23 protein-coding genes and 3 tRNA genes are annotated in these 24,555 nt (G+C 49.6%); 3 read left to right on the forward strand and 23 right to left on the reverse strand.

The window, feature by feature from the left end:
* The 6 genes from HMPREF2952_RS00685 to rsmD form a co-directional block, all read right to left on the reverse strand.
* On the reverse strand, nt 1-208 hold a 208-nt coding region (locus tag HMPREF2952_RS00685; RefSeq protein ID WP_079872993.1), incomplete at its 3' end, for a GTP-binding protein.
* 48 nt (nt 209-256) lie between these two features.
* A tRNA-Thr gene (locus HMPREF2952_RS00690) sits at nt 257-331 on the reverse strand.
* A 9-nt stretch (nt 332-340) separates the two neighbouring features.
* Nucleotides 341-414 (reverse strand) — tRNA-Gly (locus tag HMPREF2952_RS00695).
* Between the two features lie 31 nt (nt 415-445).
* Nucleotides 446-529: transfer RNA gene (locus HMPREF2952_RS00700), tRNA-Tyr, on the reverse strand.
* Between the two features lie 98 nt (nt 530-627).
* Nucleotides 628-879, reverse strand: coding sequence for a YfhL family 4Fe-4S dicluster ferredoxin (locus HMPREF2952_RS00705; RefSeq protein ID WP_003679513.1), 252 nt, complete (start codon nt 877-879; stop codon nt 628-630).
* A 122-nt stretch (nt 880-1,001) separates the two neighbouring features.
* Nucleotides 1,002-1,574 carry a 16S rRNA (guanine(966)-N(2))-methyltransferase RsmD gene (gene rsmD / locus HMPREF2952_RS00710; RefSeq protein ID WP_070695172.1) on the reverse strand — a complete coding sequence of 191 codons (573 nt, stop codon included), beginning with the start codon at nt 1,572-1,574 and terminating at the stop codon, nt 1,002-1,004.
* A gap of 258 nt (nt 1,575-1,832) precedes the next feature.
* Here rsmD and HMPREF2952_RS00715 point away from each other — a divergent pair, with 258 nt between their 5' ends.
* Nucleotides 1,833-2,528, forward strand: a complete 696-nt coding sequence (locus tag HMPREF2952_RS00715) for a hypothetical protein (RefSeq protein WP_141754797.1) — start codon at nt 1,833-1,835, stop codon at nt 2,526-2,528.
* 73 nt (nt 2,529-2,601) lie between these two features.
* Here HMPREF2952_RS00715 and topA read toward each other — a convergent pair whose 3' ends face one another.
* The 10 genes from topA to def all read right to left on the reverse strand — a co-directional run bounded on the left by topA (nt 2,602) and on the right by def (nt 14,267).
* A complete protein-coding gene (gene topA, locus HMPREF2952_RS00720) occupies nt 2,602-4,908 on the reverse strand; it encodes a type I DNA topoisomerase (RefSeq protein WP_070695174.1) in 2,307 nt (768 codons plus the stop codon).
* A gap of 79 nt (nt 4,909-4,987) precedes the next feature.
* On the reverse strand, nt 4,988-5,443 hold the full coding sequence (locus HMPREF2952_RS00725) for a Smg family protein (protein WP_004520184.1): 456 nt from the start codon (nt 5,441-5,443) through the stop codon (nt 4,988-4,990).
* A gap of 24 nt (nt 5,444-5,467) precedes the next feature.
* A complete protein-coding gene (gene dprA / locus HMPREF2952_RS00730) occupies nt 5,468-6,658 on the reverse strand; it encodes a DNA-processing protein DprA (RefSeq protein ID WP_004520183.1) in 1,191 nt (396 codons plus the stop codon).
* Nucleotides 6,659-6,893: 235 nt separating this feature from the next.
* Nucleotides 6,894-8,168, reverse strand: a complete 1,275-nt coding sequence (locus HMPREF2952_RS00735) for a sigma-54-dependent transcriptional regulator (RefSeq protein ID WP_004520182.1) — start codon at nt 8,166-8,168, stop codon at nt 6,894-6,896.
* Nucleotides 8,155-10,281, reverse strand: coding sequence for a sensor histidine kinase (locus HMPREF2952_RS00740; RefSeq protein WP_004520181.1), 2,127 nt, complete (start codon nt 10,279-10,281; stop codon nt 8,155-8,157). The genes HMPREF2952_RS00735 and HMPREF2952_RS00740 overlap by 14 nt, the downstream gene beginning before the upstream one ends.
* Nucleotides 10,282-10,284: 3 nt before the next feature.
* Entirely contained in the window at nt 10,285-10,878 is a 594-nt protein-coding gene (locus HMPREF2952_RS00745; RefSeq protein ID WP_070695175.1) for a DUF4390 domain-containing protein, read from the reverse strand.
* A complete protein-coding gene (gene rsmB / locus HMPREF2952_RS00750; protein WP_070695176.1) occupies nt 10,844-12,103 on the reverse strand; it encodes a 16S rRNA (cytosine(967)-C(5))-methyltransferase RsmB in 1,260 nt (419 codons plus the stop codon). The genes HMPREF2952_RS00745 and rsmB overlap by 35 nt, the downstream gene beginning before the upstream one ends.
* Before the next feature lie 46 nt (nt 12,104-12,149).
* Nucleotides 12,150-12,668: an O-acetyl-ADP-ribose deacetylase gene (locus HMPREF2952_RS00755; protein WP_070695177.1), complete on the reverse strand. Its 519-nt coding sequence runs from the start codon at nt 12,666-12,668 to the stop codon at nt 12,150-12,152.
* Between the two features lie 33 nt (nt 12,669-12,701).
* Nucleotides 12,702-13,628: a methionyl-tRNA formyltransferase gene (gene fmt, locus HMPREF2952_RS00760; RefSeq protein WP_070695178.1), complete on the reverse strand. Its 927-nt coding sequence runs from the start codon at nt 13,626-13,628 to the stop codon at nt 12,702-12,704.
* Between the two features lie 135 nt (nt 13,629-13,763).
* On the reverse strand, nt 13,764-14,267 hold the full coding sequence (def, locus tag HMPREF2952_RS00765) for a peptide deformylase (protein ID WP_003678675.1): 504 nt from the start codon (nt 14,265-14,267) through the stop codon (nt 13,764-13,766).
* Nucleotides 14,268-14,501: 234 nt separating this feature from the next.
* Between def and HMPREF2952_RS00770 the strand changes: the two genes are divergently transcribed.
* Complete coding sequence (locus tag HMPREF2952_RS00770) at nt 14,502-15,767, forward strand: LysM peptidoglycan-binding domain-containing protein (protein ID WP_049336996.1); 1,266 nt, start codon at nt 14,502-14,504, stop codon at nt 15,765-15,767.
* Nucleotides 15,768-16,078: 311 nt separating this feature from the next.
* Here the strand turns inward: HMPREF2952_RS00770 and HMPREF2952_RS00780 are convergent, their stop codons facing one another.
* Complete coding sequence (locus HMPREF2952_RS00780) at nt 16,079-17,494, reverse strand: OmpP1/FadL family transporter (protein ID WP_004520172.1); 1,416 nt, start codon at nt 17,492-17,494, stop codon at nt 16,079-16,081.
* A 175-nt stretch (nt 17,495-17,669) separates the two neighbouring features.
* Nucleotides 17,670-19,142 (reverse strand): pyruvate kinase, encoded by a 1,473-nt coding sequence (gene pyk, locus HMPREF2952_RS00785; RefSeq protein ID WP_049337966.1) that lies wholly within the window; start codon nt 19,140-19,142, stop codon nt 17,670-17,672.
* A gap of 213 nt (nt 19,143-19,355) precedes the next feature.
* Between pyk and HMPREF2952_RS00790 the strand changes: the two genes are divergently transcribed.
* Nucleotides 19,356-19,859, forward strand: a complete 504-nt coding sequence (locus HMPREF2952_RS00790) for a hypothetical protein (RefSeq protein WP_049336347.1) — start codon at nt 19,356-19,358, stop codon at nt 19,857-19,859.
* A 65-nt stretch (nt 19,860-19,924) separates the two neighbouring features.
* Here the strand turns inward: HMPREF2952_RS00790 and HMPREF2952_RS11430 are convergent, their stop codons facing one another.
* The 5 genes from HMPREF2952_RS11430 to pyrB form a co-directional block, all read right to left on the reverse strand.
* On the reverse strand, nt 19,925-20,050 hold the full coding sequence (locus tag HMPREF2952_RS11430; protein ID WP_256388874.1) for a hypothetical protein: 126 nt from the start codon (nt 20,048-20,050) through the stop codon (nt 19,925-19,927).
* Between the two features lie 23 nt (nt 20,051-20,073).
* Nucleotides 20,074-20,937, reverse strand: a complete 864-nt coding sequence (locus tag HMPREF2952_RS00795; RefSeq protein ID WP_049336349.1) for a GNAT family N-acetyltransferase — start codon at nt 20,935-20,937, stop codon at nt 20,074-20,076.
* Between the two features lie 275 nt (nt 20,938-21,212).
* A complete protein-coding gene (locus HMPREF2952_RS00800; protein ID WP_049336352.1) occupies nt 21,213-21,878 on the reverse strand; it encodes a COG1361 family protein in 666 nt (221 codons plus the stop codon).
* Between the two features lie 193 nt (nt 21,879-22,071).
* Nucleotides 22,072-22,530: an aspartate carbamoyltransferase regulatory subunit gene (gene pyrI, locus HMPREF2952_RS00805; protein WP_004520167.1), complete on the reverse strand. Its 459-nt coding sequence runs from the start codon at nt 22,528-22,530 to the stop codon at nt 22,072-22,074.
* A 10-nt stretch (nt 22,531-22,540) separates the two neighbouring features.
* Entirely contained in the window at nt 22,541-23,461 is a 921-nt protein-coding gene (gene pyrB, locus HMPREF2952_RS00810; protein WP_039862268.1) for an aspartate carbamoyltransferase, read from the reverse strand.
* Nucleotides 23,462-24,555 lie beyond the last annotated feature (1,094 nt).

The raw sequence follows: 24,555 nt of genomic DNA on the forward strand, positions 1-24,555 counted from the left end.
ATTCTACGTGTGAGGTATTAATGGTAATACCGCGAGCTTTTTCTTCAGGAGCGTTATCGATTTGGTCGTAAGCTTTTGCAGCGCCACCGAATTTTTTAGCCAAAATAGTAGTCAATGCAGCAGTCAGAGTGGTTTTACCATGGTCAACGTGACCGATGGTGCCAACGTTTACGTGCGGTTTGCTACGTTCAAATTTTTCCTTAGCCATGGCAATATCCTATAATCTAAGCTTTTGAAAGAAAGGGTAATAATGAGATGGTGCCCATGGGCAGATTTGAACTGCCGACCTCTCCCTTACCAAGGGAGTGCTCTACCCCTGAGCTACATGGGCGAAATTGTTTGGAGCGGGTGAAGGGAATCGAACCCTCACCGTAAGCTTGGAAGGCTTCTGCTCTACCATTGAGCTACACCCGCATACTCACTATTTGCTCCAAGTAAGAATTTTTGGTGGAGGGAGAAGGATTCGAACCTTCGAAGCTCACGCAACAGATTTACAGTCTGCCCCCTTTGACCGCTCGGGAATCCCTCCAAAAGAGAACGCTAGTTTATTTGCAACTCGGATTTCCGTCAAGATTTTTTTTCACTTATTTCTTTAAAAATATCCAAGCTTTTGCTTTTAAACATTATTTACTTAAACTGAATGATTTTTTCGTACTTAGCCATCAGTTCTTCGTGCGTTTCAGGATGCTCTTCATCGATCAAGATACAGTCGACAGGACATACCTGTTGGCACTGCGGCTCATCGTAATGACCTACACATTGCGTACACAAATTTGGATTGATTTCGTAAATTTCTTCACCTTGCGAAATGGCATCATTAGGGCATTCCGGTTCGCACACATCGCAGTTAATGCACTCATCTGTAATAAAGAGCGACATTTCTATTTCCTTTTTTCTTAAATTATCAAAACCGATTGGGCGCGGATTATAGCACAAATGACGTCGGAACAATCCGTTTGCAAGAATGTTTTACACCTTGGGAATGATTCTCAAATTCTATACTATTCAGCAACTTGCGAATAGAGCAACAATTCAAACCTACTCATTCCCGCCTTTCCTTCCCGATAAATTTCCAGCCAATCCGGTTTTTCAGGCAACTTCCCTGCTTCAATATAGACCATTGCCCCATTTTTCAAGTGGCTTTGCAATCGGATAAACAGATTTTGCCAATCTTCCCATGCAAAAGGCGGATCAAGAAACACGACATCAAATTTTTCAGACGGCCTTGTCAAATAAGCCATGCCGTCTGAACACACGATTTCCACCTGCCTCAAGCCTAATTCACGAACATTTTTCTGAAGTGTTTGTACAGTTTGGCGGTGGTTATCGACCATTACCACTTTTGCCGCATTACGAGAAGCAGCCTCCATTCCCAAAGCACCACTACCGCTGAATAAATCCAATACTGTTTTGCCGGTTAAATCCTGACCCAACCAGTTAAACAGTTTTTCACGCACGCTGTCAGGTGTCGGACGCAAACCATCTGCGGACAGAAAAGTTAACTTTCGTCCCCTACATTGCCCGCCAATGATGCGTACTTGATTGGTGTGTTTGGAATGTTTGTTATTTGCCATAATTTTTTAAAAGATGCCAAGTTTTCAGACGGCCTCAATTATATAGTGAAACTGCTATCAAACCGTATTTCGATCTCTGCTTTTAGAGACAAAAAGGCCGTCTGAAAATTTTTCAGACGACCTTTTCAGTTTGAATTTGACGACATGAAATACTGAACTATGTTTCACCGTGAAGTGCGTTTTAAACTTAAACTAGATAAATTACATTTACTTATTTATAATGAGTATTTCTCTGTGAAATGTTTATATAAGGTTATTATCATGTCAGACCTGAATCTCAGTAACAGTATATTCCAAGGTTACAACGACAAACATGGTTTAATGATTTGTGGGTATGAGTGGGGTTGGAGTAAAGCCGATGAGGCTGCTTATGTAGCAGGTGAATACAAACTCCCTGAAAACAAAATCGACCATACATTTGCCAATAAATCCCTCTATTACGGTGAGCAGGCAAAAAAGTGGCGTTACGACAATACGATAAAAAATTGGTTTGAAATGTGGGGACACCCCTTAGACGAAAATGGATTGGGCGGTGCATTTGAAAAATCCCTGGTACAAACCAACTGGGCAGCTACTCAGGGCAACAAAATCGACAATCCAAACAAATTTCTCCAACCCGAACACGTCAACAATTTTCTCTACCACATTGAGAAACTACGTCCTAAATTGATTCTCTTCATGGGAAGCAACCTGACAAATTATCTTAATCGCGCAAATGTATTGCCGCGCTTCGAGCAGCTTGTCGGAAAACAAACTCAACCGCTACGAGTAGTACAAAAAGATTTTAGCGGTACACGTTTCAAAATCAGATTCCAATCGTTTGAAAATTGCGAAGTCGTCTGCCTGCCCCACCCTAGTGCCAGCCGCGGTCTATCTTACGATTACATAGCCTTATTTGAACCAGAAATGAACCGTATTTTATCGGACTTTAAAACGACACGCGGATTCAAATAAACCAATCACAGAAAAGCAAAAGGTCGTCTGAAAATTTTTCAGACGACCTTTTCTCTTTCAAACCAACCTAATCTCACTCTTTCGGTGCAGGCGGTTCAATCTGCTCTTTCCAACCGCATTCTTTTTGCGGGCAGACTTTTTCGACGCCCCAGCGTTTGGTGGTTTTGATGGTCAGTACCGGCCATGCGCATTTTGGACAAGTTTCGGCGACGGGCGGATTCCAAGTGGCGTAGTTACAGTCCGGATAGGTGCTGCAACTGTAAAACAGTTTGCCGTAGCGGGATTTGCGCTCGACGAGGTTACCTTTTTTGCATTGCGGGCATTGGACGCCGGTGTCTTTCGGTTTTTCCAGCGGCTCGACGTGTTTGCATTTGGGGTAGTTGGCGCAGCCGATGAATTTGCTGCCGGTACGGCTGTATTTGTACACTAGGCGACCGCCGCATTTAGGGCATTCGCGTCCATCGAGCTCGGCTTGTTCTGCTTCCGCTTTGGCAATGCGTTCGGCGGCTTCTTCGGCGGTTTCGTTAACGTTGCGCGTGTAGCTGCACTCGGGATAACCGGCACAGGCGACGAAGCGGCCCATTTTGCCGAATTTGATTTGCAGTTTGTGTTCGCCGCATTTCGGGCAGGTTTCATTGAGTTCCTGCGTGGTGAATTTGGCGCGTTCGATGCCCTCTTTTTCTTCTACTTGCTTGATAAACGGTTTCCAGAATTTGTCCATCACGGGAATCCATTGGCGTTTACCGTTGGCAATTTCGTCAAGCTGGTCTTCGAGTTTGGCGGTGAAGTGGTAGTCGACATATTGGGCGAAGTGTTCGGTCAAGAATTTATTAACGATGTCGCCCGTATCGGTAGGCATGAAGCGTTTTTGCTCAAGGGTAACGTATTCGCGGTCTTTGAGCGTGGAAATAATACTGGCGTAGGTGGAAGGACGGCCAATGCCGTATTCTTCGAGGGCTTTAACCAGCGTGGCTTCGTTGTAGCGCGGCGGCGGAGTGGTGAAGTGTTGTTCGCCGTAAAGTTTGTCCACAGGCAGTTTGTCGCCTTCGCTCATTTCGGGCAGTTTTTTGCCGTCTTCGCTCTCTTCGTCGTCGCTGCTTTCTTCATACACACTCAAAAAGCCTGCGAAGGTTTGCACTTGTCCGGTTACGCGGAATACGCCTTTGCCGACGGTAATATCGACGGTGGTTTGGTCGAATTTGGCGGGCGTCATCTGACAAGCAACAGTGCGCTGCCAAATCATTTGATAGAGTTTGAACTGGTCTGCGCTCAGGAAGGGTTTGACGCTTTCGGGCGTGCGGTACACGGAAGTCGGACGAATGGCTTCGTGGGCTTCTTGGGCGTTTTTGGATTTGGTTTTGTACTGCTTGGCCGAACTTGGCAGATATTCTTTGCCGATTTTGTTTTCGATGTAATGGCGGATTTCGGTTAACGCTTCATCGGCCAAATTCACGCTGTCGGTACGCATATAGGTAATCAGACCGATGGCACCCTGCCCTACGTCTATACCTTCGTAAAGCTGCTGGGCGGTACGCATGGTGCGGTCGGTGGTGAAGCCGAGTTTGCGCACGGCATCCTGCTGCATGGTAGAAGTGGTAAACGGCGCGGCGGGATTGCGGCTGCGCTTTTTCTTTTCAATGGCGGTAACGACGGCCTCTTTGCCTTCGAGCTCTTTCAATACATCGGCTTGCGCGGCTTCATTCGGCAGGTCGAATTGTTCGAGTTTCGCGCCGTTGTATTGGGCGAGTTTGGCGGTAAACTTACTGCGTCCTTTGTGGCTATCGAGATGCACCGTCCAATATTCCTGCGCTTCAAAGGCGCGGATTTCGTTTTCGCGCTCACAAATCAGGCGCAAAGCAGGACTTTGTACACGGCCTGCACTCAAACCGCGGCGGATTTTTTTCCATAACAATGGCGAAAGGTTAAAGCCGACCAAATAGTCCAAAGCGCGGCGGGCTTGTTGCGCATCGACCAAGTCCATTTCGATTTCGCGCGGATGGGCAACGGCATCGAGTACGGCGTTTTTGGTGATTTCGTGGAACACGACACGCTGCGGCTTGATGTTTTTCAAGCCGCGTTTGGATTTGAGGATTTCCAAAAGATGCCAAGAAATGGCTTCGCCTTCCCTATCCGGGTCGGTTGCGAGGTAGATGTTTTCAGCTTCTTTGGCACCGGCAACGATGGCATCGACGTGTTTGCTGTTGCGGCTGATCAGTTGATATTTCATGGCAAAGCCATTGTCGGGATCGACTGCTCCGCTTTTCGGAACCAAATCGCGGACGTGGCCGTAAGACGCCAAAATTTCAAAATCACCGCCCAGATATTTTTTCAGGGTTTTGGCTTTGGACGGGGATTCGACGATTAATAGGTTTTTCGCCATTGTTGTTCTCTTTTGGATGTATTGGATTTATGTTTCAGACGGCCTTTTATCATTTTGTTCAGGCCGTCTGAAAAAAGGTTTAGTGCATCACGTTTTGTCCGGTCAACGCACTCATCAAGTCGTCACCTATCAGGACGGGCAACTCGCTCTTGTGCATCCACAACACCAGCAATACCAACACTTTGGCGGTATCGAGGGTGATTTCGTCCGATGGAATGTGCATCAGGGCATGAATGACGATTTCGCGTTGCTCATAAGTAATTGCGTGTTCGGCAACCAAATACTGCATCAAGCCCATGACTTCCTGCGGCAGGTTGTCAGCTTCTTCACGGCAGAATACGCGCAGGGAGTCGCTGTTAAACGGCTCAGCATAGAATTCGGACGTATTGAACAAGACTTCCATCATCATTAATGTATTGCCGATTTCCGTAGCATCAAAACCCGCATCTTCCAAGAGGCGACCCAAATCCTCCGGAGGCGGACAATTGTCGAAATCTTGGAAGTGTTCGATTAAATAGGCAATGACTTCGGTCATGCTGGTTCCTTAAATATAGATAATTCATGCTTTGACACGCTGATAACGGCCGCCCGGCAAGGCGGCAACGATACCGTCAAGTTCGTATTCCAAAAGCTGTGCGTACACGTCTGCCGCCGCCGTATTGGTTTGTTGCGCCAAAATATCGGGATGTATCGGGTCGTAACCCATTGCTTCCAATAAAGCGCTTGTTGATGGGGCGGCAGATAGGTTTTCAGACGGCCTTTGCGGTTCATCCGCTATTGTTTTTGGTTGCAGATGTTTGGTTTGATCGTTTTTCAGTTTTACCGTCTTATTTATAGAATATGATGGAACAGGCGTATTTTGCAATAGCTGCGGACACTCATGGAGAATATCGTCCAGACATTCCACCAGTTTTGCCCCGTCTTTAATCAGCTTGTGGCAGCCTTTGCTATGCGGATTGTCTATCGACCCGGGCACCGCCATCACTTCGCGCCCCATCTCTGCCGCCAGCTTGGCGGTAATCAATGAGCCAGATTCCAATGCCGCCTCGACCACCAATGTCAGCTGCGATAATGCGGCAATCAAACGGTTGCGGCGCGGAAAGTTGCCTGCAAACGGACGCGTATCTAAAGGGAACTCGCTGACAATCAATCCCCTTTCGGCAATTTCATAAGCAAGGTTTTTATTGGACGGCGGATAAATGCGGTCTATACCGGTTCCCCAGACGGCGATGGTGCCGCCATCTGCCTGCAATGCCCCCTGATGGGCGGCGGTATCGATACCCGAAGCCATACCCGATACGACGGGAATGCCTTTTTCGCTCAACGCCCTACCGAAATCTTTGGCAATTCGCATTGCCTGCGGCGTGGCATGGCGGCTGCCGACCATCGCGGCAGAAGGTGTGTGCAGCAGCTCTGCATTGCCGCGTAAAAACAAGACCGGCGGCGCGGTAATGCCTTGTGTCAGCATTTCGGGGAAATCATCATCTTGCAGCAGCAACAAACGGCAACCGTCCTGCATTTCCCATTGTAAAGCGGCTTCAGCAGACTGCTGCGCCAAAGCCCGTTTGTCCGCATTACGCCACGACTCGGCTGCCTGTTTATGGCGCACCAACGCGGCAATTTTGTCTGCCGGCGCATTCAAGGCAGCTTGTGCGCTACCGAATTGCTGCAACAGCACCAAAAAACTTTCTGCGCCGATATAGGGCGTAAATGCCAGTTGCAACCAAGCAAAACGCTCGTTTTCCGTCATCAATCTGTTCCCTTTTCGTAATGTTTTTTTCAGACGGCCTGAAGTAAATCAAGGCCGTCTGAAAATTTTATTGATATAAAACTTCTGTCGGCTTAAAAGGCAAAATAACAATGCCTAGCCATACCATTATTTTTATAAAGTATTGCTTGTCTAAGCAAACCGTCAAATGACGATGCCGTCTGAAAAACCTGATGGCTTTCAGACGGCCTCTTTTGTGTTTGAACCGATATTGCGCTTATTCTTCGGATTTGTCGGCGCTGCGGCGCGATACGCTGATACCGAGTTGTTTGAGTTTGCGGTAAAGGTGTGTACGCTCCAAACCGACCTTTTGCGCCACGCGGCTCATATTTTGGCCTTCTTGGGCGATGTGGTACTCAAAGTAACGGCGCTCGACTTCTTCCCTCAATTCGCGCAAAGGCATATTGAAATTGAAGCCGCCGATGATTTCTGTCGCCGTCGCGTTTTCCTTCTGACCCAAAGCCACGGCAACGGCCTGCTCGTCCACTTCTTTGCCGTCAGATTCCAACATGATGTTTTTCACCGTTTCGGCAAGCTGGTCGTAATTGCCCGGCCAATCGTATTGGCGCAAAACCACCAATGCGCTGTCGCTGAATTTTACCGGCTGGATTTTTTGACTTTCGGCCAAATCGGTCATGATGCGGTTGATTAAAAAGACGATGTCGTCCGGCTGGCTGCGCAAAGAAGGAACATTGATGCGCTCTTTCAACAGCTCTGCTAATCGGCCGGCAACGACGTCATCGGCGCCCTCACCTCGTTTAAAACCGCATGAAGCAATCACACGGACATTGTAGCGGTCGGCTTTTTCCAGCAAGAAAGCAATGCCGTTTTGGATGTTTTTGCTGTAACGGGCAATATCGCCGACATACAAAATACCGCCTGATGCCTTTTGCAACAGCTCCATCGGCGTATCAACAATGTGTTCGACACGGTCGGTTGCCACCCAAGGCGTACCGCTTTTGTGCAGATAGCGGGCGACAATCTCAAACGGCGAGCCAGCCTCACCGGCCAACAACAGCGGGCGGTTGTGTTTGGCGGCCGCTTCAATACTGCCGTTCATTTCTTGAATGACGGAACTGTTGCCCAGTTTGTCCAAAGTCATGCCGGAGGCCGTCTGAACTTCGCCATGTTTCAAGGCGCGTTCTACTGCGGACAAGAGTTTTTGCAGGGCAATCGGTTTTTCCAGAAAATCGAGCGCGCCGATTTTAGTGGCTTCAACCGCAGTGTCAATGCTGGCATGGCCGCTCATCATAACCACAGGCATATTGAGTTGGCCGTTTTTCGCCCACTCTTTCAACAAAGTGATGCCGTCGCAATCGGGCATCCAAATGTCCAGCAATACCATGGCCGGACGCGTTTGATAACGCAATTGGCGCGCTTCTTCGGCATTTTCGGCCAAAGTGACGGTATAGCCTTCATCTTGAAGGATTTCGGAGAGCAGGTCGCGGATGCCTACTTCATCATCTACAATCAAAATATCACTGCTTCGCATAAGTTTCTGCCATTTCCGGTAAAGCTATTTTGACGCACGCGCCGCCACTGTTCTGATTGCTCAGGCTGATACGGCCGCCATGCTCCTCGATAATTTTTTTCACAACGGGCAAACCCAGCCCCGTTCCTGTCGGTTTGTCGGTAACGTACGGCTCAAAAGCATTGTGCAGCATTTCTTTGCTGAAACTTTTGCCGTTGTTGCAGACGGTCAGGAAAACCTGTCCGCCTTCGCGCCCTGTTTCGACGTTTACTTGAGGCGCTTCGTCCGACTCTGCCGCTTCTGCAGCATTCTTAAATAGGTTATGCAACACTTGGCGCATCGCCGTCGTATCGGCAACAATCGGCAGGGCGTCGGCGCTGAGCCGTGCATTAAACTTGCACGCGCCGGCCTCATATAATACCAATACTTCCGACACCAAACCGTTTAAATCTTGTTTTTCTAAATTCAGCGACGGCGCACGCGCATAGTTGCGGAACGCTTCGACCATTTCTTTCAGCGCGGCCACCTGTTTGACGATGGTATCGGTTGAACGGCTGAGAATTTGGGCGTCTTGTTCATCTAGTTTATCATGCAATTTCCATGCCAATCTCTCGGCGGAAAGCTGGATAGGCGTAAGCGGATTACGGATTTCGTGCGCCAAACGTTTCGCCACTTCGCCCCATGCGGCCTCTTTTTGCGCCCGCATCAAGACGGTAATGTCATCAATCACCATCACCACGCCGTTATCATTGTCTTCCGGCAAAATGGTGGCTTTGCCCAACAAGATTCGGGCATCATCGGGCGCGGCGTATTCGACTTGGACGGGTTTGTTGCTATCGGCGGTTTCATTAATGGCGGCAAACACATCGGCCAACAGGGTTTGCTGCGGCGATTTGCCGTGCCATTGATGCCAGTTACTGCCCCACAAAGACACCAGCGAAACGCCCAAAATCTGTTCGGCGGCCTTGTTAAAGGTTTTCAGACGGCCATTGGCATCCAAAGTAATCACGCCTGTAGTCAAACTTTCCAACACGCATTCCAAATAATGGCGTGCTGCTTCTTCGCGCAAACGGTTGCGCTCGTCTGCCTCTTTGGCAATCGCTAATTGCTCGGTCATGTGGTTGAATAACTGGGTCAAACGGCCGAACTCGTCATTGCGAAATACCGGCCGAGTCTGGCTGAAGTCACCCTGAGCCACCGCCCGCGCACCCTCTGCCAGCGACAATACCGGTGCCACAAAACGGCGGGCAAAATACAAAGCCATCACCAGCGCCAAAAAGATGGCCAATAATGTCGCGACCAACAGCGTGGACAGGAAAAAGGTTTGCAGGCCTTTTTTGGTATAACTCAGTTCGGCATATTTGGCTCGGGCTGCTTCAATCAGCGTCGCGTCTTGGGCAACATCTTTCGGAATCGGCTGCCGAAAAAACAACGCATAATCCTGATTTTTATGCGGACCGATCAGCATCCAGCCTTGAGCATACAGCACGCCGCCGATGTTTTCCAAGCTGCGCACCGAGCCGGTCTGCTCCAGTTGCTCCCATCCTTCTTTGTTAAGCTCAGGTTGATTTAGTTTCAAGGGATTGATGCTTTTCTCGGCTTTATGGGTAGTCGCGTTATAAAGCGCCAGCTGGGCAAAGTCGGCAGTAAGCGCGGATTTTGCCAGCGCTTGCCCTAAGTTGCCGTCCAGCGAAGCGGCGCTGATTAAGTCGATCTGCACCGGCGTGGCGTTGCTGACAGCGTTGTCTACCGCCAAGTTCAGCGCGGATTTGCTCAAGTTTAAGCTGCGCTCTAGAGCCTCATGGGTATCGTTGCCAAACCAAGAATTAATCGTACCGTTAATAAACTGGGCGGAAATACCGAACAAAAACACGCCCGGCAATACGGCAACCAAAGTAAACATCCCCGACAGCCGACGTGCAATCTGCGAACCGAACACGCTTTTGCTGTTGTCGCGCATCAAAAGCACGACATAGCGCACCAACACCGCCGCCAACACCAGCAACAGCAAACCGCACAAGGCGACAATCCACCAGAAGTAATCGGACAATACGTTGCTGCTGCCCGTTGCAACAGTCAGACCGTACAACAAAACAACGGCGAATACGGCGGCAATCAGAAGAAAGCGGCGCATGGTTTACTCCTGCACGACCGACAAGGACTTCCAACCGGAATCCAAATGCCAGTTTTTAGACGTCAGGGCATTGATTTGGAACGGTTTGGGCAGCTTGGCGGTTGTCAGCAGCAGGCGGATTTCAGCCTTCGTGTCTTTGGCGGCCACATCACTCAGCGCGCCTTTGGACAAAACCTTCCAATTTGCGACCGCGCCCACTGCGCGCAAGGCAGTTTCAAGCGTGTCGTACTCGGTAGAAAACGTACCGACGGTAACGCGATAGCGGTTGGTCAGCGGATGGAAGGACAATTTATATTGAATCGTGCTGTCGTTGTTGAGCAGCTGGTCGAACTTGAATTTATAAGACGCCACAGACGGTGCCGACAGCTGCCAACTTAAATTGAAATGCAGGGGGACGCCCTGTTTGAGTGCTTCTTTGAGCTGATCGGGCAGGTCGGTGCGGAAACGGCTGCTGACGGAAAGCTGTCCGACATGGGTCAGCTTTGCCTCGGCACGGGTCGCACTGATGCCCTCGCCCGCCGCATTCAACGACACGGCGAGCAAGAGCGGTACAATCAGCGTTTTACTGCTTTTTAATAAGCGCGTAATAAAAGCCATCTTGATGTTTGTTCGGTAAAAGCACATGCGATTCGATCAACTCGGCATCAGCATGGCGGTTAAGGAATTTTTGCAACTGACCGTCGTTTTCTTCGACAAAGACCGAGCAGGTAGCCAGCAACATCCTGCCATTTTTCGTCAGGGTCTGCCACAGCGCGTCTAATAATGCTTCCTGTTGGCGTGCGGTTTTGACGGCATCGGTCGGCCGGCGCAGCCATTTGACGTCAGGATTGCGCCGCGCCACGCCCGAAGCGGTACACGGCACATCGGCCAAGACAGCGTCAAAGACCTTGCCATCATACCACGCTGTCAAGTCCTGCGCATCGGCACAAGTCAAAGAGGCCTTTTGAAAGCCTAAACGGTCAAGATTGCTCTTCACCCTGTTCAGACGGCCTTCGTCTATATCCAAAGCGGTAACATGACAATCTGCCAGTTCCAAGATATGGCCTGTCTTGCCGCCCGGTGCCGCACAGGCATCGAGGATGCGTTCGCCGTCTTTCGGGTTCAACAAATAGGCAGCACGCTGCGCACCAAAGTCCTGCACCGACACCAGGCCGTCTGAAAAACCGGGCAGGTGGCTTACCGGCACGGCTTCTTCCAACATCACGGCGTATTCGTCCAAAGCCCTGGCCAAAATACCTTCCGCAGCCAGTTTTTCCAAATAGCTTTCGACATTGCCGTGTCGGCGGTTGACGCGCAAAGTCATCGGCGGATGCGATTGCAGCGCGGTGGTGATGTTGTGCCAATGTTTTGGATAATGGTTTCTCAAGTAAGCCACCCACCACAGCGGCAAATTGTGTTTCGCCACATCGTCTTTTTTGCAGGAAGCCGCGAGCTTGTCACGTTCGCGCAAAAAGCGGCGCAAAATCGCATTGGCAAACGAGCGGAACTGGCCGCGGCCGATTTTGGCAATGCTTTCCACCGCTTCATTGACCACGGCATGAGGGGCATTACGCGTGTAATGCAGTTGGTACATCGCCGCCAAAAGCAGGCTTTCGAGCTGAGGATTGTCAATCGGCTTCTTCAGCATTTGACCAAGCATATACTTCAAACTGCCCAAATAACGTTGGCATCCGTAAGCAATATCCTGCAACGCGCCGTTTTCCTGCGCCGTCAGCTGCGGATGCGCCGCGCGGATTTCCGCCAAGACATCCTGAAGATTGCGCCCTTCGGCAACCGCGGCAACGCTGTCGGCGGCCAGTTTTTGGGCGAGGGACATACTCATATTTTTGCTTTCTGATTTATATTTGATTTCAAGTGTTCGGCGGATTTCAGACGGCCTGTTCGGCTGCCAGCAATGCCCGATAATATTCGGCATCTGTTTTGGAAAAACAGCAAAAGATGATTTTTTCCACTGCCGGACATTGCGGCAGGGTTTGCTTCAAACTCTCCAAAGCGATACGCGCGGCGGCTTCGGCCGGGAAGCGGTACACACCGGTACTGATGCACGGAAAGGCGATACTGTAGAGATTGTGTTTCTGGGCAAGCAGCAAGGAATGGGCATAGGATTGTGCCAATTTGGCCTCTTCATTTTGTTGTCCGCCAAACCATACCGGCCCGACCGTATGAATGACAAAACGCGCAGGCAAACGATAGCCTTGGGTTATTTTGGCTTCGCCTGTGCGGCAACCGCCCAAAGTACGGCACTCTTCCAGCAGCTCTTTGCCTGCAGCGCGGTGTATCGCACCATCTACGCCGTCACCGCCCAACAGCGATGAATTGGCGGCATTGACAATCGCATCGACTGCCAATCGGGTAATATCACCCTCGACCACGTCAAAAACAGCCATTGTCTTCTTTCCTCTACGTTGATTTCCAACCTGTTACAAAACCGTTCCGACTTCAATCGTCCGGCCTGCCGCAAATGCCTGTATACTCATGCGTTTGCTGCCGGAAGGCTGCAATTCGGTAATGTTCAGCGCATTTTCACCGCACGCCACCAGCAGGCCGTCTGAAGTGCAAGACAATACTTCGCCAGCCTTACCCTGTTTGGCCACGACTTCGGCACGCCAGATTTTCATCGGTTTGCCTTGATACTCAACCCACGCGGCAGGTACAGGATTAAAGGCGCGGATTTTGCGTTCGATAATGTCCGCGCTTTCGTTCCAATCGATACGCGCCTCTTCTTTGCTTAATTTTTGGGCGTAGGTAACGCCTTCTTCAGGCTGTTTGACCGCGTTCAGACGGCCTTCCGCCTGCAGACGCTGTAAGTCGGCAACAATCGCTTCGGCACCCAAACCCATCAGTGCGTCATGCACTTCGTTGGCAGTATCCGTAGGTTGAATGGCGTAGCGGTGTTCGCTAACCACATCGCCGGTGTCCAAACCGATGTCCATCTGCATGATGCACACGCCGGTTTCGGCATCGCCGGCTTCAATCGCACGTTGAATCGGTGCCGCGCCGCGCCAACGGGGTAACAGCGAAGCGTGGATATTGAGGCAGCCGTGTTTGGGCGTATCCAACACATCCTGCGGCAAAATCAAACCATACGCGGCCACTACCATCACATCCGCGCCCGTATCTTTAAGCATTTGCAGGGCTTCGGCGTTATTGCGCAACTTTTCCGGCTGCGCCACGGTCAAACCTAATTCCAAGGCAGCCTGTTTGACCGGCGATGCGGTCAGCTGCATGCCGCGGCCTTTGGGGCGGTCAGGCTGGGTCAACACCAGCGGAATTTCAAAACCTGCGGCGGCGATGGCTTTCAAGGCGGCGGCGGCAAAATCGGGCGTACCGGCAAAGATGACTTTCATGTTGTGTCCTTGTGAAAATGGTTTGAATGGGCGCGTTGGGCAAACTGTTTCAGCTGAAAAGGCCGTCTGAAAGATTGAAAACCGAAGTATGCCTTCTGTTTTGTCTTTTCAGACGGCCTTTAAGCGATGCGCAGGTCAGATGGTGTGTTTCTGACGTTTTTTCAGTTTGGTTTTGATGCGGCCTTGTTTCAGCTGCGACAAGTGTTCGACAAACACGATGCCCATCAGGTGGTCCAATTCGTGCTGCACGCAGATTGCCAGCAGGCCGTCTGCTTCCAGCGTGAATTTCTCGCCTTTTTCGTTCAAGGCTTCAACTTTGACGCGCTCGGCACGGGTCACAGTATCGTAAATGCCCGGTACGGACAGACAGCCTTCTTCGTAAGTTGTCTCGCCGTCTTTTTCGACAATGACGGGATTGATGAACACGCGCGGCTCGCTGCGGTCTTCGGTCAAATCCATCACGACGATGCGCTCGTGTACGTCGACCTGAGTGGCCGCCAAGCCGATACCGCGTGCTTCGTACATGGTTTCAAACATATCGGCAACCAATGTCTGGATGCGCTCGTCGATTTTTTCAACAGGTTTGGCAACCGTGTGCAAACGCTCGTCAGGGTATTGGAGGATGTTCAGTAAAGCCATAATATTCTCGTTTTATAAAACTGATGTGTGATTTTCATACAGATTTGGTTTCCGCCGCCACAATCTCCTGTCATGACAGCAACATTCAATGCTAAAATAACGCCGAAAAATGTTAAGATAGCGCGACAGAGGCCGTTCGTTATCGTATTGATGGATGGGCGGCAGTTTCGCAAACTCCAGCCTTCTCTGTTTATCATCTGAAGACAAACCAAACCGATTTCAAGGGGAACGGTTATGCAACAACGTATTATAACCCTGCTTTGCATGGCAGGCATGGCTATTTCTGCCCACACTCAGGCAGCTTCTTTAAAAATCCGCCCCAATGCGCCGCAACGCTACGTCGTTAAAAACGGCGATACCTTGTGGGGCATTTCCGGCAAATATCTGTACAGCCCGTGGCAATGGAACCGCCTTTGGGGCGCCAACCGCAACGCCATCCGCAATCCGCACCTGATCTATCCGGGTCAGGTGTTGGTTTTACGCTACGTCAACGGCCAGCCTCGACTGGGTTTTGAACACGCCCAAACCCGTTCAGACGGCATTCCCGTGATCAAACTGCATCCGCGCGTACGCGAAACTTCCGGCTACGGCATTCCGACCGTCAACGTCAACCTCTACCGCATGTTTATGAAACATCCGCAGATTATCGCTCCGGAAGAAACCGCCAACGCGCCGCGCCTGATTGCAGGTCCCGACAACCGCGTCCTCTACACCCAAGGCAACCGCGTGTACGCATACGGCCTGACCGAACCCGGCCGCTACCTGACCTACCGCGTCAATAAAAACATCACCGATCCGGAAACCGGTAAATTCCTCGGCCAAGAAGTCGTGTTCAGCGGCATCGCCAACACGCTGCCTTACACCGACTCCGCCTTGGAAAACCGTACCCGCGCTTCTGACGAAAAACTCAAAAGCAACGAGTATTACACCCAAGTCAACAAAGTCATGAAGCTGCGCACCCAGTCCGCGCAACCTTTGGTTATCGAAGAAGCCGTTTCCGAAATCCGCAAAGACGACTATCTGCTGAAACTGCCCGAAGGCCTCGACAGCTTCAATGTGATGCCTCACGCCCCTGCCCGTCCGATTCAGGCCAAAGTCGTTTCCATCTTCGACGGCGTGGGCGAAGCCGGTCAGTTCCAAACCATTACTTTGGATAAAGGCGAACTCGACGGCTTGGACAAAGGCACTGTGGTCAGCCTCTACAAACGCGGCCGCCAAGTCCGTGTCAATCTATCCAACAACCTGATTCGTAAGCCGAAAGACAAAGATACGGTTGAGTTGGTTTCCATTCCGGCGGAAGAAATCGGTTTGGCAATGGTGTACCGCACATCCGACCATCTGGCCTCAGCCATTATTTTGGAAAGCCTGAACAGCGTTTCCATCGGTGATACCGCTTCCGAACCCGGCCGCGACTTGGACAATATGGCTGATGAAAAAACCATGGACAAGCCGGCTGAAGACGAACAAGAAAGAGAAATCGAACTGGAAGTCCGCAGCTGATTGAGCTTTCTTAGCAGCCATCTGGCAAATAAGGCCGTCTGAAAACCTGTTTTTCAGACGGCCTTTTGATTGCTGCCCATCAGAATAAAGAAATCTGTAACACGTTGTTTAAAGCGCAAACAACATCTTATTTTTCCAGCCGGTAATCGGCTATTCTTTTTTCTATCGTTTTTCCGTTCTGCCATTCCAATCAGAAATATGTAAAGCCCAACACACCATTTATTGCCTGTGGATTGCTCCATCTGTTCCTGCCAATCAAAAAGGCCGTCTGAAATCTTCAGACGGCCTTTTTATCCACAACTCAAATCCGATTATTTGAATTTGTAAGTGTATTGCAAGCCCAAGATGTCCGCTTTATTTTTGAAGCGGGCAGAGGATGCACCGCGGCTGTCCACGTCGTTGCCGCTGGCTTTGCCGGTGCGGTAAACCGTGTCATTGATGTGGATATGGCTGTACGCCGCATCGATAACATGGTTTTTACCCAGTTGATATTTGGCACCGACGGAGAACCAAATACGGTTGCCGTCAGGCAGGCTGTTCATACGGTCTTCAGCGCTTTTAACCGGCGATTTATCGAAAGCGATACCGGCACGCAGTTGCAATGGTTCGGTAACTTGGTAAGAGCCGCCGAATGCAACTTTATAAGTGTTGCGCCAGTTAGGCGTGATAACGGTACGGTCAGATTGGCCGTTGACAACTTTTTTGGTGTTTTCAAACACCAGCTCCGCTTTGTTGAAGCGGCTATGGCGCGTCCAAGTCACATCGCCGAACAGGTTGGTTTTGTCGGTGGCGCGGTACATACCATGAACAGACAAAGACTCAGGCGTTACGATTTTTACGCTGGCTTTTTCGTTCGGCACATAACCGCGTGCAGCCATTGCACCCAAATCCCATGCGCGTTTTGCATATGCGCCGTCCGCTTCCCAATCGGCAGTGCCTTTCAGCGTATGCGATACTTTGGAACGATAGTTCACACCCACGCGTGCGCGCTCGTTGATGTCCCACATCCACGCCAGTTGGTAACCAAAGCCCCAATCGTGACCTTTTACATCGGCATGACCGTCAGCTTTGCCGGTCGCATCGACAGCAACGGGACGGCCTGCTTGACGGGAAGCCAAGCCGCTGGCCAACTGGCTGATGGCGCCGGAAGCATCCCAGTCGGAGTATTTGCGCAATTCGGCTTTGGAATATTGGGCAATCAAACCGGCACCGACGGCGTGCTGCTCATTCAGTTTCCACGCAACTACCGGCTCGATGGCTATGGTGGTCAAACCCAGTTTGTTGATGTTGTGGCGCAAGACGGAATCTTTTTCGTATTCGGTTGCCGAACCGAAAGGAACGTACACGCCCAAACCCAAAGTCACATCGTCGCTGGCTTTGTACGCGCTATAAACGTGCGGAGCAACGGTGGTTTCGGTAATTTTGCCGCTGGTCGAGCCGCTGACATCGGCACCCGTGCGGAAGTGTTTCGCAGATTCTGCCTCATAATGAATGCTTGGGAAAACGATATTGGCGTTGACGGAAATTTGGCTGCTGTCGATTTTGCTCAAACCGGCCGGGTTGTAGAAAATAGTTGAGGCATCGGCGGCTTCGGCGGCGGCGGCGTTGGCCGTGCCTTGTGCGTTAACGGATTGTGTGCCGAAATGGTAGCCGGAGGCTTGGACGGCGGTAGATAACAGTGCTGCGCTTAAAATAAACGCTGTTTTTTTCAGGTTGAAATGAATCATTTTGGTTTACCGTGAAAGTGGCGTACAAAGAAAAAGGCCGTCTGAAACGTCCTTTATTGATTTAGTATAGGCACTCAATTCTATACTACATCATTATTTTTGCCTAATCTTTTCTTTTTTTACACAAAAAAGCAGGCTAAAACAGCCTGCTTTTCCAATTATCGGATCACTGCAATTATTTAACCTGCAACACTTCCAGCGTATTGGTCGAACCGGATTCGCGCATTTGCGAACCGCTGGTGATGATGTATTGGTCGCCGCTTTGGAGGATTTTGTGTTCTACCAGCATGGCTTCCACTTCGTTCAGCGCGGTATCGTGATCGGTACTGGTTGCCAAAATCAACGGACGCACGCCGCGGTACATCGCCATGCGGCGTTGCGCTGAAACACTCGGCGTCAGGGCAAAAATCGGCAGGGTGATGTTGTGGCGGCTGACTTCGAAGGCGGTCGAACCGCTTTCAGTCAGGGCAACGATGGCTTTGGCGTGAACTGCTCGCGCCACGCTGACCGCACCGCCAGCAATCGCCAAGTTGGTGCTGACGGCTTCGGGATACTCGACCTGTTCGGCAACGCCGTTGAGCGAATCTTGTTCTTTTTCCGCAGCCGCACAAATAATCGCCATTTGGCTGACGGTTTCAAACGGATACGCACCGACGGCGGTTTCGGCGGAACACATCACCGCATCGGTACCGTCCAATACCGCGTTGGCCACGTCGCTGACTTCCGCGCGGGTTGGTACAGGGTTGGTAATCATGGATTCCATCATTTGAGTTGCGGTAATGCTGAAGCGGCGCAACTCACGGGCGCGGCGGATCATGCGTTTTTGTAGGGCAGGTACGGCGGCATGGCCGACTTCCACTGCCAAGTCGCCGCGGGCAACCATAATACCGTCGCTGGCAAGGATGATTTCGTCCAGATTTTCAATGGCTTCTACGCGCTCGATTTTGGAAACCAAACCGGGACGTACGGCTGTACTGCCTTTCATTTCTTCTTCGACTTTGGCGCGTGCGATGTGCAAATCTTCGGCAGATTTCACAAAGCTGATGGCCAAGTAGTCGCAACCAATGGCAATCGCCGTTTTCAGGTCGCGGAAGTCTTTTTCGGTCAACGCACCGGCAGACAGGCCACCGCCGCGTTTATTGATACCTTTGTTACTTTTCAGCACATGGCTGTTTTCTACCCTTGTAATAATCTTACTTCCTTCAACCGCCTCAACGGTCAAAGTCAACAGGCCGTCGTCCAGCCACAAAACATCGCCGGCAGCGACGTCATTCGGCAAATCACGGTAGTCCAAACCCACCGCTTCGCGTGTACCTTCGCCTTCAAGTGCGGCATCCAAAATCAAAGTTTCATCTTTATTCAGCTCGATGCTGCCGCCGGCAATTTTACCGACACGGATTTTAGGCCCTTGCAAGTCGGCAAGAATGGCGATTTCCTGACCCGCACGTTTCGCGGCTTCGCGTACGATACGGGCATTTTCTTCATGAAACTCCGGCGTACCGTGGCTGAAATTGAAACGGACGACATTAAGGCCGCCGACACGGATCATGTCTTCCAACAATTGTACATTGTTGCTGCCCGGACCCAGTGTGGCAACAATTTTGGTATTGTGGCTGATACGGGTTAAATCACGTTGCAATTGGCTCATGTAAACGTCCTTTCCTGTTGATTTCACGTTTGATAATGAAGAAGATTGTACTCTTAATGCAATAATGTTGGCGTAAAATTACATCATTTTCTGACTTAAACTAAATTTATTTTTGCATTAACCTACTTTTCTATCGGATACAATACACTCTCACGTCGTCATTTTTAATTTTCAGACGGCCTCCCTCATACTAATAGAATACCCAACTGATCCATGAAACGTTTTTTGACTCCGCTACCCATCGGTATCGTTTTGGCCGACCTGATCTACGGTTTCGTACTTAATGTCATGCAAGGCTTAAATTTGCAACAAACCGCCGCCAACCAGTCCGGTACAATTTCCGTTACGCCCGACATTGCCTTCAACAGCCTACAAATCGTCGCCAACGGCGGCATGGTCTGTATCATCGGCTTCGGTTTGATTGTTTTGTTCCAACTCAACCGCGCCGTATTACGCCAACAAATCCTGCCCATCGGTATTTTCCGAACCCTCGGCCTGTTGGCTGTTTTGGCATTCAGCATTTCGTCTTTGTGGGAATGGTTGCATGCCGCTTTGTCGCTGCTTTCCGGGCACAACGTTTTAAACTTCAGCAACCCGCGTTATCTGGTTACCGCAGCCTGCATGCCCATCATCGCTTTCTTGTGCATCCTGCGCCTGTACAATTGGTATCGCCTGCATCGGACTGTTGCCGCTGACGACACCTCCACGACACTCTAATCAAGTTGCAAAAAGGCCGTCTGAAACAGGAAAACCTATTTCAGACGGCCTTGTCATTGTATATCTCAACGTTGATGGCTGGTTTCTACACTGGCCTTAATCTCACCATACATTTGCGAGCTGCCTCCGCTGCCTGATGCGCAGGCCGCCAAGCTCAGTGTCAAAACAGCCGCGGTCAAAATCTTCAACATTGATTTCTCTCTTTCCACAAAAATTATTTCGGATCGCAACGGAAATGGTAAGCGCAAATTTCAAATCCGTTTTTGAAGTAGAGACGATGCGCACCTGCACGGTCATGGTTAACATGGACATTCAGATGGATTTTGGTCGCGCCGGTTTCCGCACCGATTTTGCGTACTTCTTCCAACAAGCGTGAAGCATAGCCTTTTTGGCGGCATTGCGGCATGGTTACGAGATCATCAATATGGATATGGTAACCACTGGCCAAGTTATGTGCAGTATGGAAACCGCATACGGCCACGGCATTTTGTTTACCTTCTTCAAAAATACCCAACAGGCGGTAACCGGTTTTGCGCTGATGCTCGTTGATTTGTTCGACGAAACGGTGAATATCGGTCAAAGAAGAACGCAAAATGCTCAATGCCGCAAAAGCGGTTGCGGTTTCTTCCGGCGGAATTTCACGCAATACGCCAACCACAGGCGCGGCAGCTTGAGGCTCAGGCTGAGCATTGGCCGCTTCCGCACGCTCGGCTGCATGTTTTTCTTCAATCGCCTGCGCCAACAAAACGCGCTCGACCGGCACTTCGCCCTGCTGTTTGCTCTCTTGCTCTTTGAGCAAGGCTTTGCAGTCAATCACGCGCAAATCATTATCCGCTGCAAAGTCCATCAAGAAACGGAACATTTGCGGATTGTCTTCTTCCAACTTTTTATCGACCGCTACACAACGGACATTGTCCACCAAAATCGGGCGCACCCAATTCGAATAGGAAAGGCGGTTGTCTTTAGTAAAGGAGGACAAAATACCGCACAGGCGCTCCGCCCAGTCGCTTGGTCGGAAAATCTTGCCTTTGCTGGTCGTACCATGGATCACAACTTCATAAGGATTACACACTAACATAAGCAGCTTCCTGAGAGTAAATGGCTGAAGGAATATTTCGCCAGTGCCAACATCAGAAAAAGTTCCGATACATAGCAACAGATTATTGAAAAAATATCAGTAAGGTTTTGAAATACGACAATGATGAGACGGCTTGCCGAGCCTGACAATCCGTTTCGAATTCTTTGATTATTATACCCGATACGCCTCTTTTTCTTCAAAAATCATTTGAAAAATAACAACAGGCCGTCTGAAAACAAGTATTTCGGTTTCAGACGGCCTGCATATTTTGAATATCAATACAACAATTTCTTGCGGGGCTTTTGCTCGCCATTGGATTTAATTTCTGACAAATTGAAATTCAATATGCTCAAATCCAAAACGCTTTCTGAAGTGCATTGATCGCCAAAGGCATTTTCATAAGTGGCTTTCAGTTTCAATACTCCGCCGAATGTTTGGTCCGGCAATTCGGCAGCCAGCGCCAACATGCTTGCAAACACGCCGCCATACAATTCTCCCGATGCCAGCATATCCACGCCGCCGGAAAACATCTCCAAGCGCATAACTGCATCGGCAACCAGCTTGCTCGGCAAGTGATCCGGCAAAGCCTCAGCCTCAAAACGCACATTCTTCGCCAAGCCCTTACCGCTATTGCGGACAACCAAAACCAATAAATCCGTTTGTCCATCAGAACGTTGCAACGTCGCATGCAAAACAGGATGAATGCTCTCTTTTTGAATCAGCTGCTCACGGTGCAACATCTTGCTTTTAGCTTTGGATCGCGCAGATACGACGGCCCAAATCAACCAAACAAATGCAACGGCAGAAATGGCTGTAACCAAAAGGGGAAGATTGGTCAAATAGGCTTGCTGATTAAACCAAACTTGTGCGGCTAAAAATCCGGCAAAGAAAATCAAGACGTATAAAATTGGGGCAAACCGGCTTTGTATGGATGAGTGCATGAGTTTTCCTACATTTCGTATCATGTTATTAAAAAATAATGCCTTTCGGGCGAATAATGTCATCAACCCGGAAGGCATTATTTTAACGTAATTTTAACGCAATTTGCTTAATATCTTGCTTTTTATGAAACTAATGTATCAAGCAGACAACTCAAACCGTATAGCCGTATTTTCAGACGGCCTGAGATTTTTATCAGGCTTCGGCAACCGAATCACGCGAGAAGGTTTTTTCGCAATAATGGCATTTCAAACGCGTCTGACCATTATGTGAACGGACATAAAAGCGACTGATGACCGGCTCGCCATGACTGGCACAATTAGTATTCGGGCAACGGAACACTTCCGAAATCTCGTCCGGCAATGACAAATGCTGTTTCTCAACCACCTTAAACCGATCGATTTTGTTGACCACTGCTTCAGGGGCAAATAAAGCTAAACGGTTGGCCGCATTGGCATCCAACCACACACCGCTGATTTTGATAATGTCTTTGCTTCCCTGCGTTTTACTGGGCAAATTAAAACCAACCGTAACCGCGCTGCCATAATGCAGCAGCTTAAACTGTCTTAAAATGGCCAAGCCTTTACCAGCAGGAATATGGTCAATCACCGTACCTTGTTCGATTGCTTCAACGCTGAGTTTTGAGTTTTCCATCTTTCGCTCCTTAAACTTCTTCGTTCAATACCAAAGACAAAATCGCCATCCGTGCATACACTCCATTGGTTGCCTGTTCAAAATAATAGGCATGAGGTGTTTTATCCACATTCGGATGAATTTCATCTACCCTCGGTAAAGGATGCAAGACGCGCAAATTGGGTTTGGCGTTTGCCAACATCGGCGCATCAAGATTGAATTTACCCTGAATTTTGGCAAATTCCTGCTCATCAAAACGTTCGCGCTGAACGCGGGTCATGTACAAAATATCCGCCCATTCGACCGCTTCTTCCAAGCTGGACAGGACTTGATAAGGGCAACTGGCCTCCTCCAGCTCTTCAGTGATATAGTCCGGCATCGCCAAGCTGGGAGGAGAAACAAATGCAAACTCACAACCCCAACGCTTCAATGCTTGACATAATGAGTGTACCGTACGGCCATATTTCAAATCACCGGCCATCGCAATCTTCAAATTGCTCAAACTACCTTGTGTTTCATAAATCGTTACCAGATCCAAAAGCGTCTGGCTTGGATGTTGGTTGGTACCATCGCCGGCATTAATCACGGGCACGCTCGAAAACTCGGCCGCCACACGGGCCGCACCGTCTTTCGGGTGTCGCTGAATAATCGCATCCGTATAACTGGAAATAATCCTCGCAGTATCTGCAAGCGTTTCACCCTTTTTCGCGCTGGTATTCGCGCCATCGGAAAAACCGATAACTTTCCCACCCAAACGCTGTACCGCCGTTTCAAAAGACAAACGCGTACGGGTAGAGGGTTCAAAAAAGCACGAACCAATCAATTTACCTTCAAGCAAATCTTCGCGAGGCTGCTTTTTCAACTTCAAGGCCGTCTGAAGCAGCAATTCGAGCTGCTCCGTCGTCAAATCTGAAATTGAAATAATATGTTGCCGATAAAGCGGATTAGGCATGACCATTCCTTCCCATAAAAAAGCCCGCAACAGGCGGGCGTTTCAAGCAAACCGATTCCATCGTTGCCCGACATCATCCCCGTCGGACAATCACAACCATGTTTCTACCACACCCATGAAATCTCCCGCATTATCGCATATTTAACAGACGACTGCTTCTATCAAGTTTTCAGACGGTCTGAGACCTTTGCAAAAAATCCTTCATCCCCAACAGCCAAAAATCAAACACAGGGACTTGACAGCTCCCTTTTATCTTCCCAATGCTCGCATCTTGTAGGAGCAAACAAGCGCAAGTAAGCTGTTAACCACTTCAACGATTCAAACATATCGCTTTCGAATAGCGTTGCACACCCATGTTGCCTAAAGCAAATTAGGTTCACACCCTGATTTACAGTGAAACGTAACAAAGCTTTGTTCAACCACATAACGGGTTTTTCGACAAATATTCGGTTGTGTTTGATTTGCGTTTCCGTCGATGAGTTGTTGCAAAGGGCTTTGCGATAATGCAGGTCTGTAGCTGATGTTTTTCTAGGTGCCATCTGTTTTGCTGCCGTAGCCTTTGATCGAACCTTCTGCCATACCTTATCTCGTCGATATTGAAGGAGTGATGTGCAGTTTCTCAATATAGCCTTTCAAAATAGATACAGATATATGTTTGCTGTATCAACCAGCCTTTTACCCTGCAGACAATGCTATCTTTGCTTGGTGTAATTTGTCTACAGCCTTTATCTTTTATTATCCTTACCCATGACCGCTCGGGCCGTCTGAATAATGTTGCATCAATAACTTAAACTACCGCTTTCTCTACTTTTAAACTTTCCCGCTCAATTTACAGTTAATTCCTAATAGTTCTGACCAGGGCATTACCTTCCGCCGGCTGGTTGCAGTGTCAGCATAAGGTACTGGATTTGAAATATTCAGTTCGTCAAAATAATAAAACGGGTTAAGACAATAATGCAGTACTCGAGGTTGAGATCAGCCTCCCCCAAAGACGTGCCTGTGCACGTCCTTTTTACTTTCTTATCTCCTTTCCACCCTATTGTCACCCCGTAAAAGGCTTACACTCCGCATCATTGCCCCTAAATATCTCCTCA

Origin of the sequence: Neisseria sp. HMSC068C12 (assembly GCF_001814095.1) — a bacterium.
Taxonomy (GTDB): Bacteria; Pseudomonadota; Gammaproteobacteria; order Burkholderiales; family Neisseriaceae; genus Neisseria; species Neisseria perflava.

What these genes read in the sequence shown, in the direction of transcription:
- HMPREF2952_RS00705 (WP_003679513.1), bottom strand. Translation starts at nt 879, where the DNA reads ATGTCGCTCTTTATTACAGATGAGTGCATTAACTGCGATGTGTGCGAA.
- rsmD (WP_070695172.1), bottom strand. Translation starts at nt 1,574, where the DNA reads ATGGCAAATAACAAACATTCCAAACACACCAATCAAGTACGCATCATT.
- topA (WP_070695174.1), bottom strand. Translation starts at nt 4,908, where the DNA reads ATGGCGAAAAACCTATTAATCGTCGAATCCCCGTCCAAAGCCAAAACC.
- HMPREF2952_RS00725 (WP_004520184.1), bottom strand. Translation starts at nt 5,443, where the DNA reads ATGACCGAAGTCATTGCCTATTTAATCGAACACTTCCAAGATTTCGAC.
- dprA (WP_004520183.1), bottom strand. Translation starts at nt 6,658, where the DNA reads ATGACGGAAAACGAGCGTTTTGCTTGGTTGCAACTGGCATTTACGCCC.
- HMPREF2952_RS00735 (WP_004520182.1), bottom strand. Translation starts at nt 8,168, where the DNA reads ATGCGAAGCAGTGATATTTTGATTGTAGATGATGAAGTAGGCATCCGC.
- HMPREF2952_RS00740 (WP_004520181.1), bottom strand. Translation starts at nt 10,281, where the DNA reads ATGCGCCGCTTTCTTCTGATTGCCGCCGTATTCGCCGTTGTTTTGTTG.
- HMPREF2952_RS00745 (WP_070695175.1), bottom strand. Translation starts at nt 10,878, where the DNA reads ATGGCTTTTATTACGCGCTTATTAAAAAGCAGTAAAACGCTGATTGTA.
- rsmB (WP_070695176.1), bottom strand. Translation starts at nt 12,103, where the DNA reads ATGAGTATGTCCCTCGCCCAAAAACTGGCCGCCGACAGCGTTGCCGCG.
- HMPREF2952_RS00755 (WP_070695177.1), bottom strand. Translation starts at nt 12,668, where the DNA reads ATGGCTGTTTTTGACGTGGTCGAGGGTGATATTACCCGATTGGCAGTC.
- fmt (WP_070695178.1), bottom strand. Translation starts at nt 13,628, where the DNA reads ATGAAAGTCATCTTTGCCGGTACGCCCGATTTTGCCGCCGCCGCCTTG.
- def (WP_003678675.1), bottom strand. Translation starts at nt 14,267, where the DNA reads ATGGCTTTACTGAACATCCTCCAATACCCTGACGAGCGTTTGCACACG.
- HMPREF2952_RS00770 (WP_049336996.1), top strand. Translation starts at nt 14,502, where the DNA reads ATGCAACAACGTATTATAACCCTGCTTTGCATGGCAGGCATGGCTATT.
- HMPREF2952_RS00780 (WP_004520172.1), bottom strand. Translation starts at nt 17,494, where the DNA reads ATGATTCATTTCAACCTGAAAAAAACAGCGTTTATTTTAAGCGCAGCA.
- pyk (WP_049337966.1), bottom strand. Translation starts at nt 19,142, where the DNA reads ATGAGCCAATTGCAACGTGATTTAACCCGTATCAGCCACAATACCAAA.
- HMPREF2952_RS00790 (WP_049336347.1), top strand. Translation starts at nt 19,356, where the DNA reads ATGAAACGTTTTTTGACTCCGCTACCCATCGGTATCGTTTTGGCCGAC.
- HMPREF2952_RS11430 (WP_256388874.1), bottom strand. Translation starts at nt 20,050, where the DNA reads ATGTTGAAGATTTTGACCGCGGCTGTTTTGACACTGAGCTTGGCGGCC.
- HMPREF2952_RS00795 (WP_049336349.1), bottom strand. Translation starts at nt 20,937, where the DNA reads ATGTTAGTGTGTAATCCTTATGAAGTTGTGATCCATGGTACGACCAGC.
- HMPREF2952_RS00800 (WP_049336352.1), bottom strand. Translation starts at nt 21,878, where the DNA reads ATGCACTCATCCATACAAAGCCGGTTTGCCCCAATTTTATACGTCTTG.
- pyrI (WP_004520167.1), bottom strand. Translation starts at nt 22,530, where the DNA reads ATGGAAAACTCAAAACTCAGCGTTGAAGCAATCGAACAAGGTACGGTG.
- pyrB (WP_039862268.1), bottom strand. Translation starts at nt 23,461, where the DNA reads ATGCCTAATCCGCTTTATCGGCAACATATTATTTCAATTTCAGATTTG.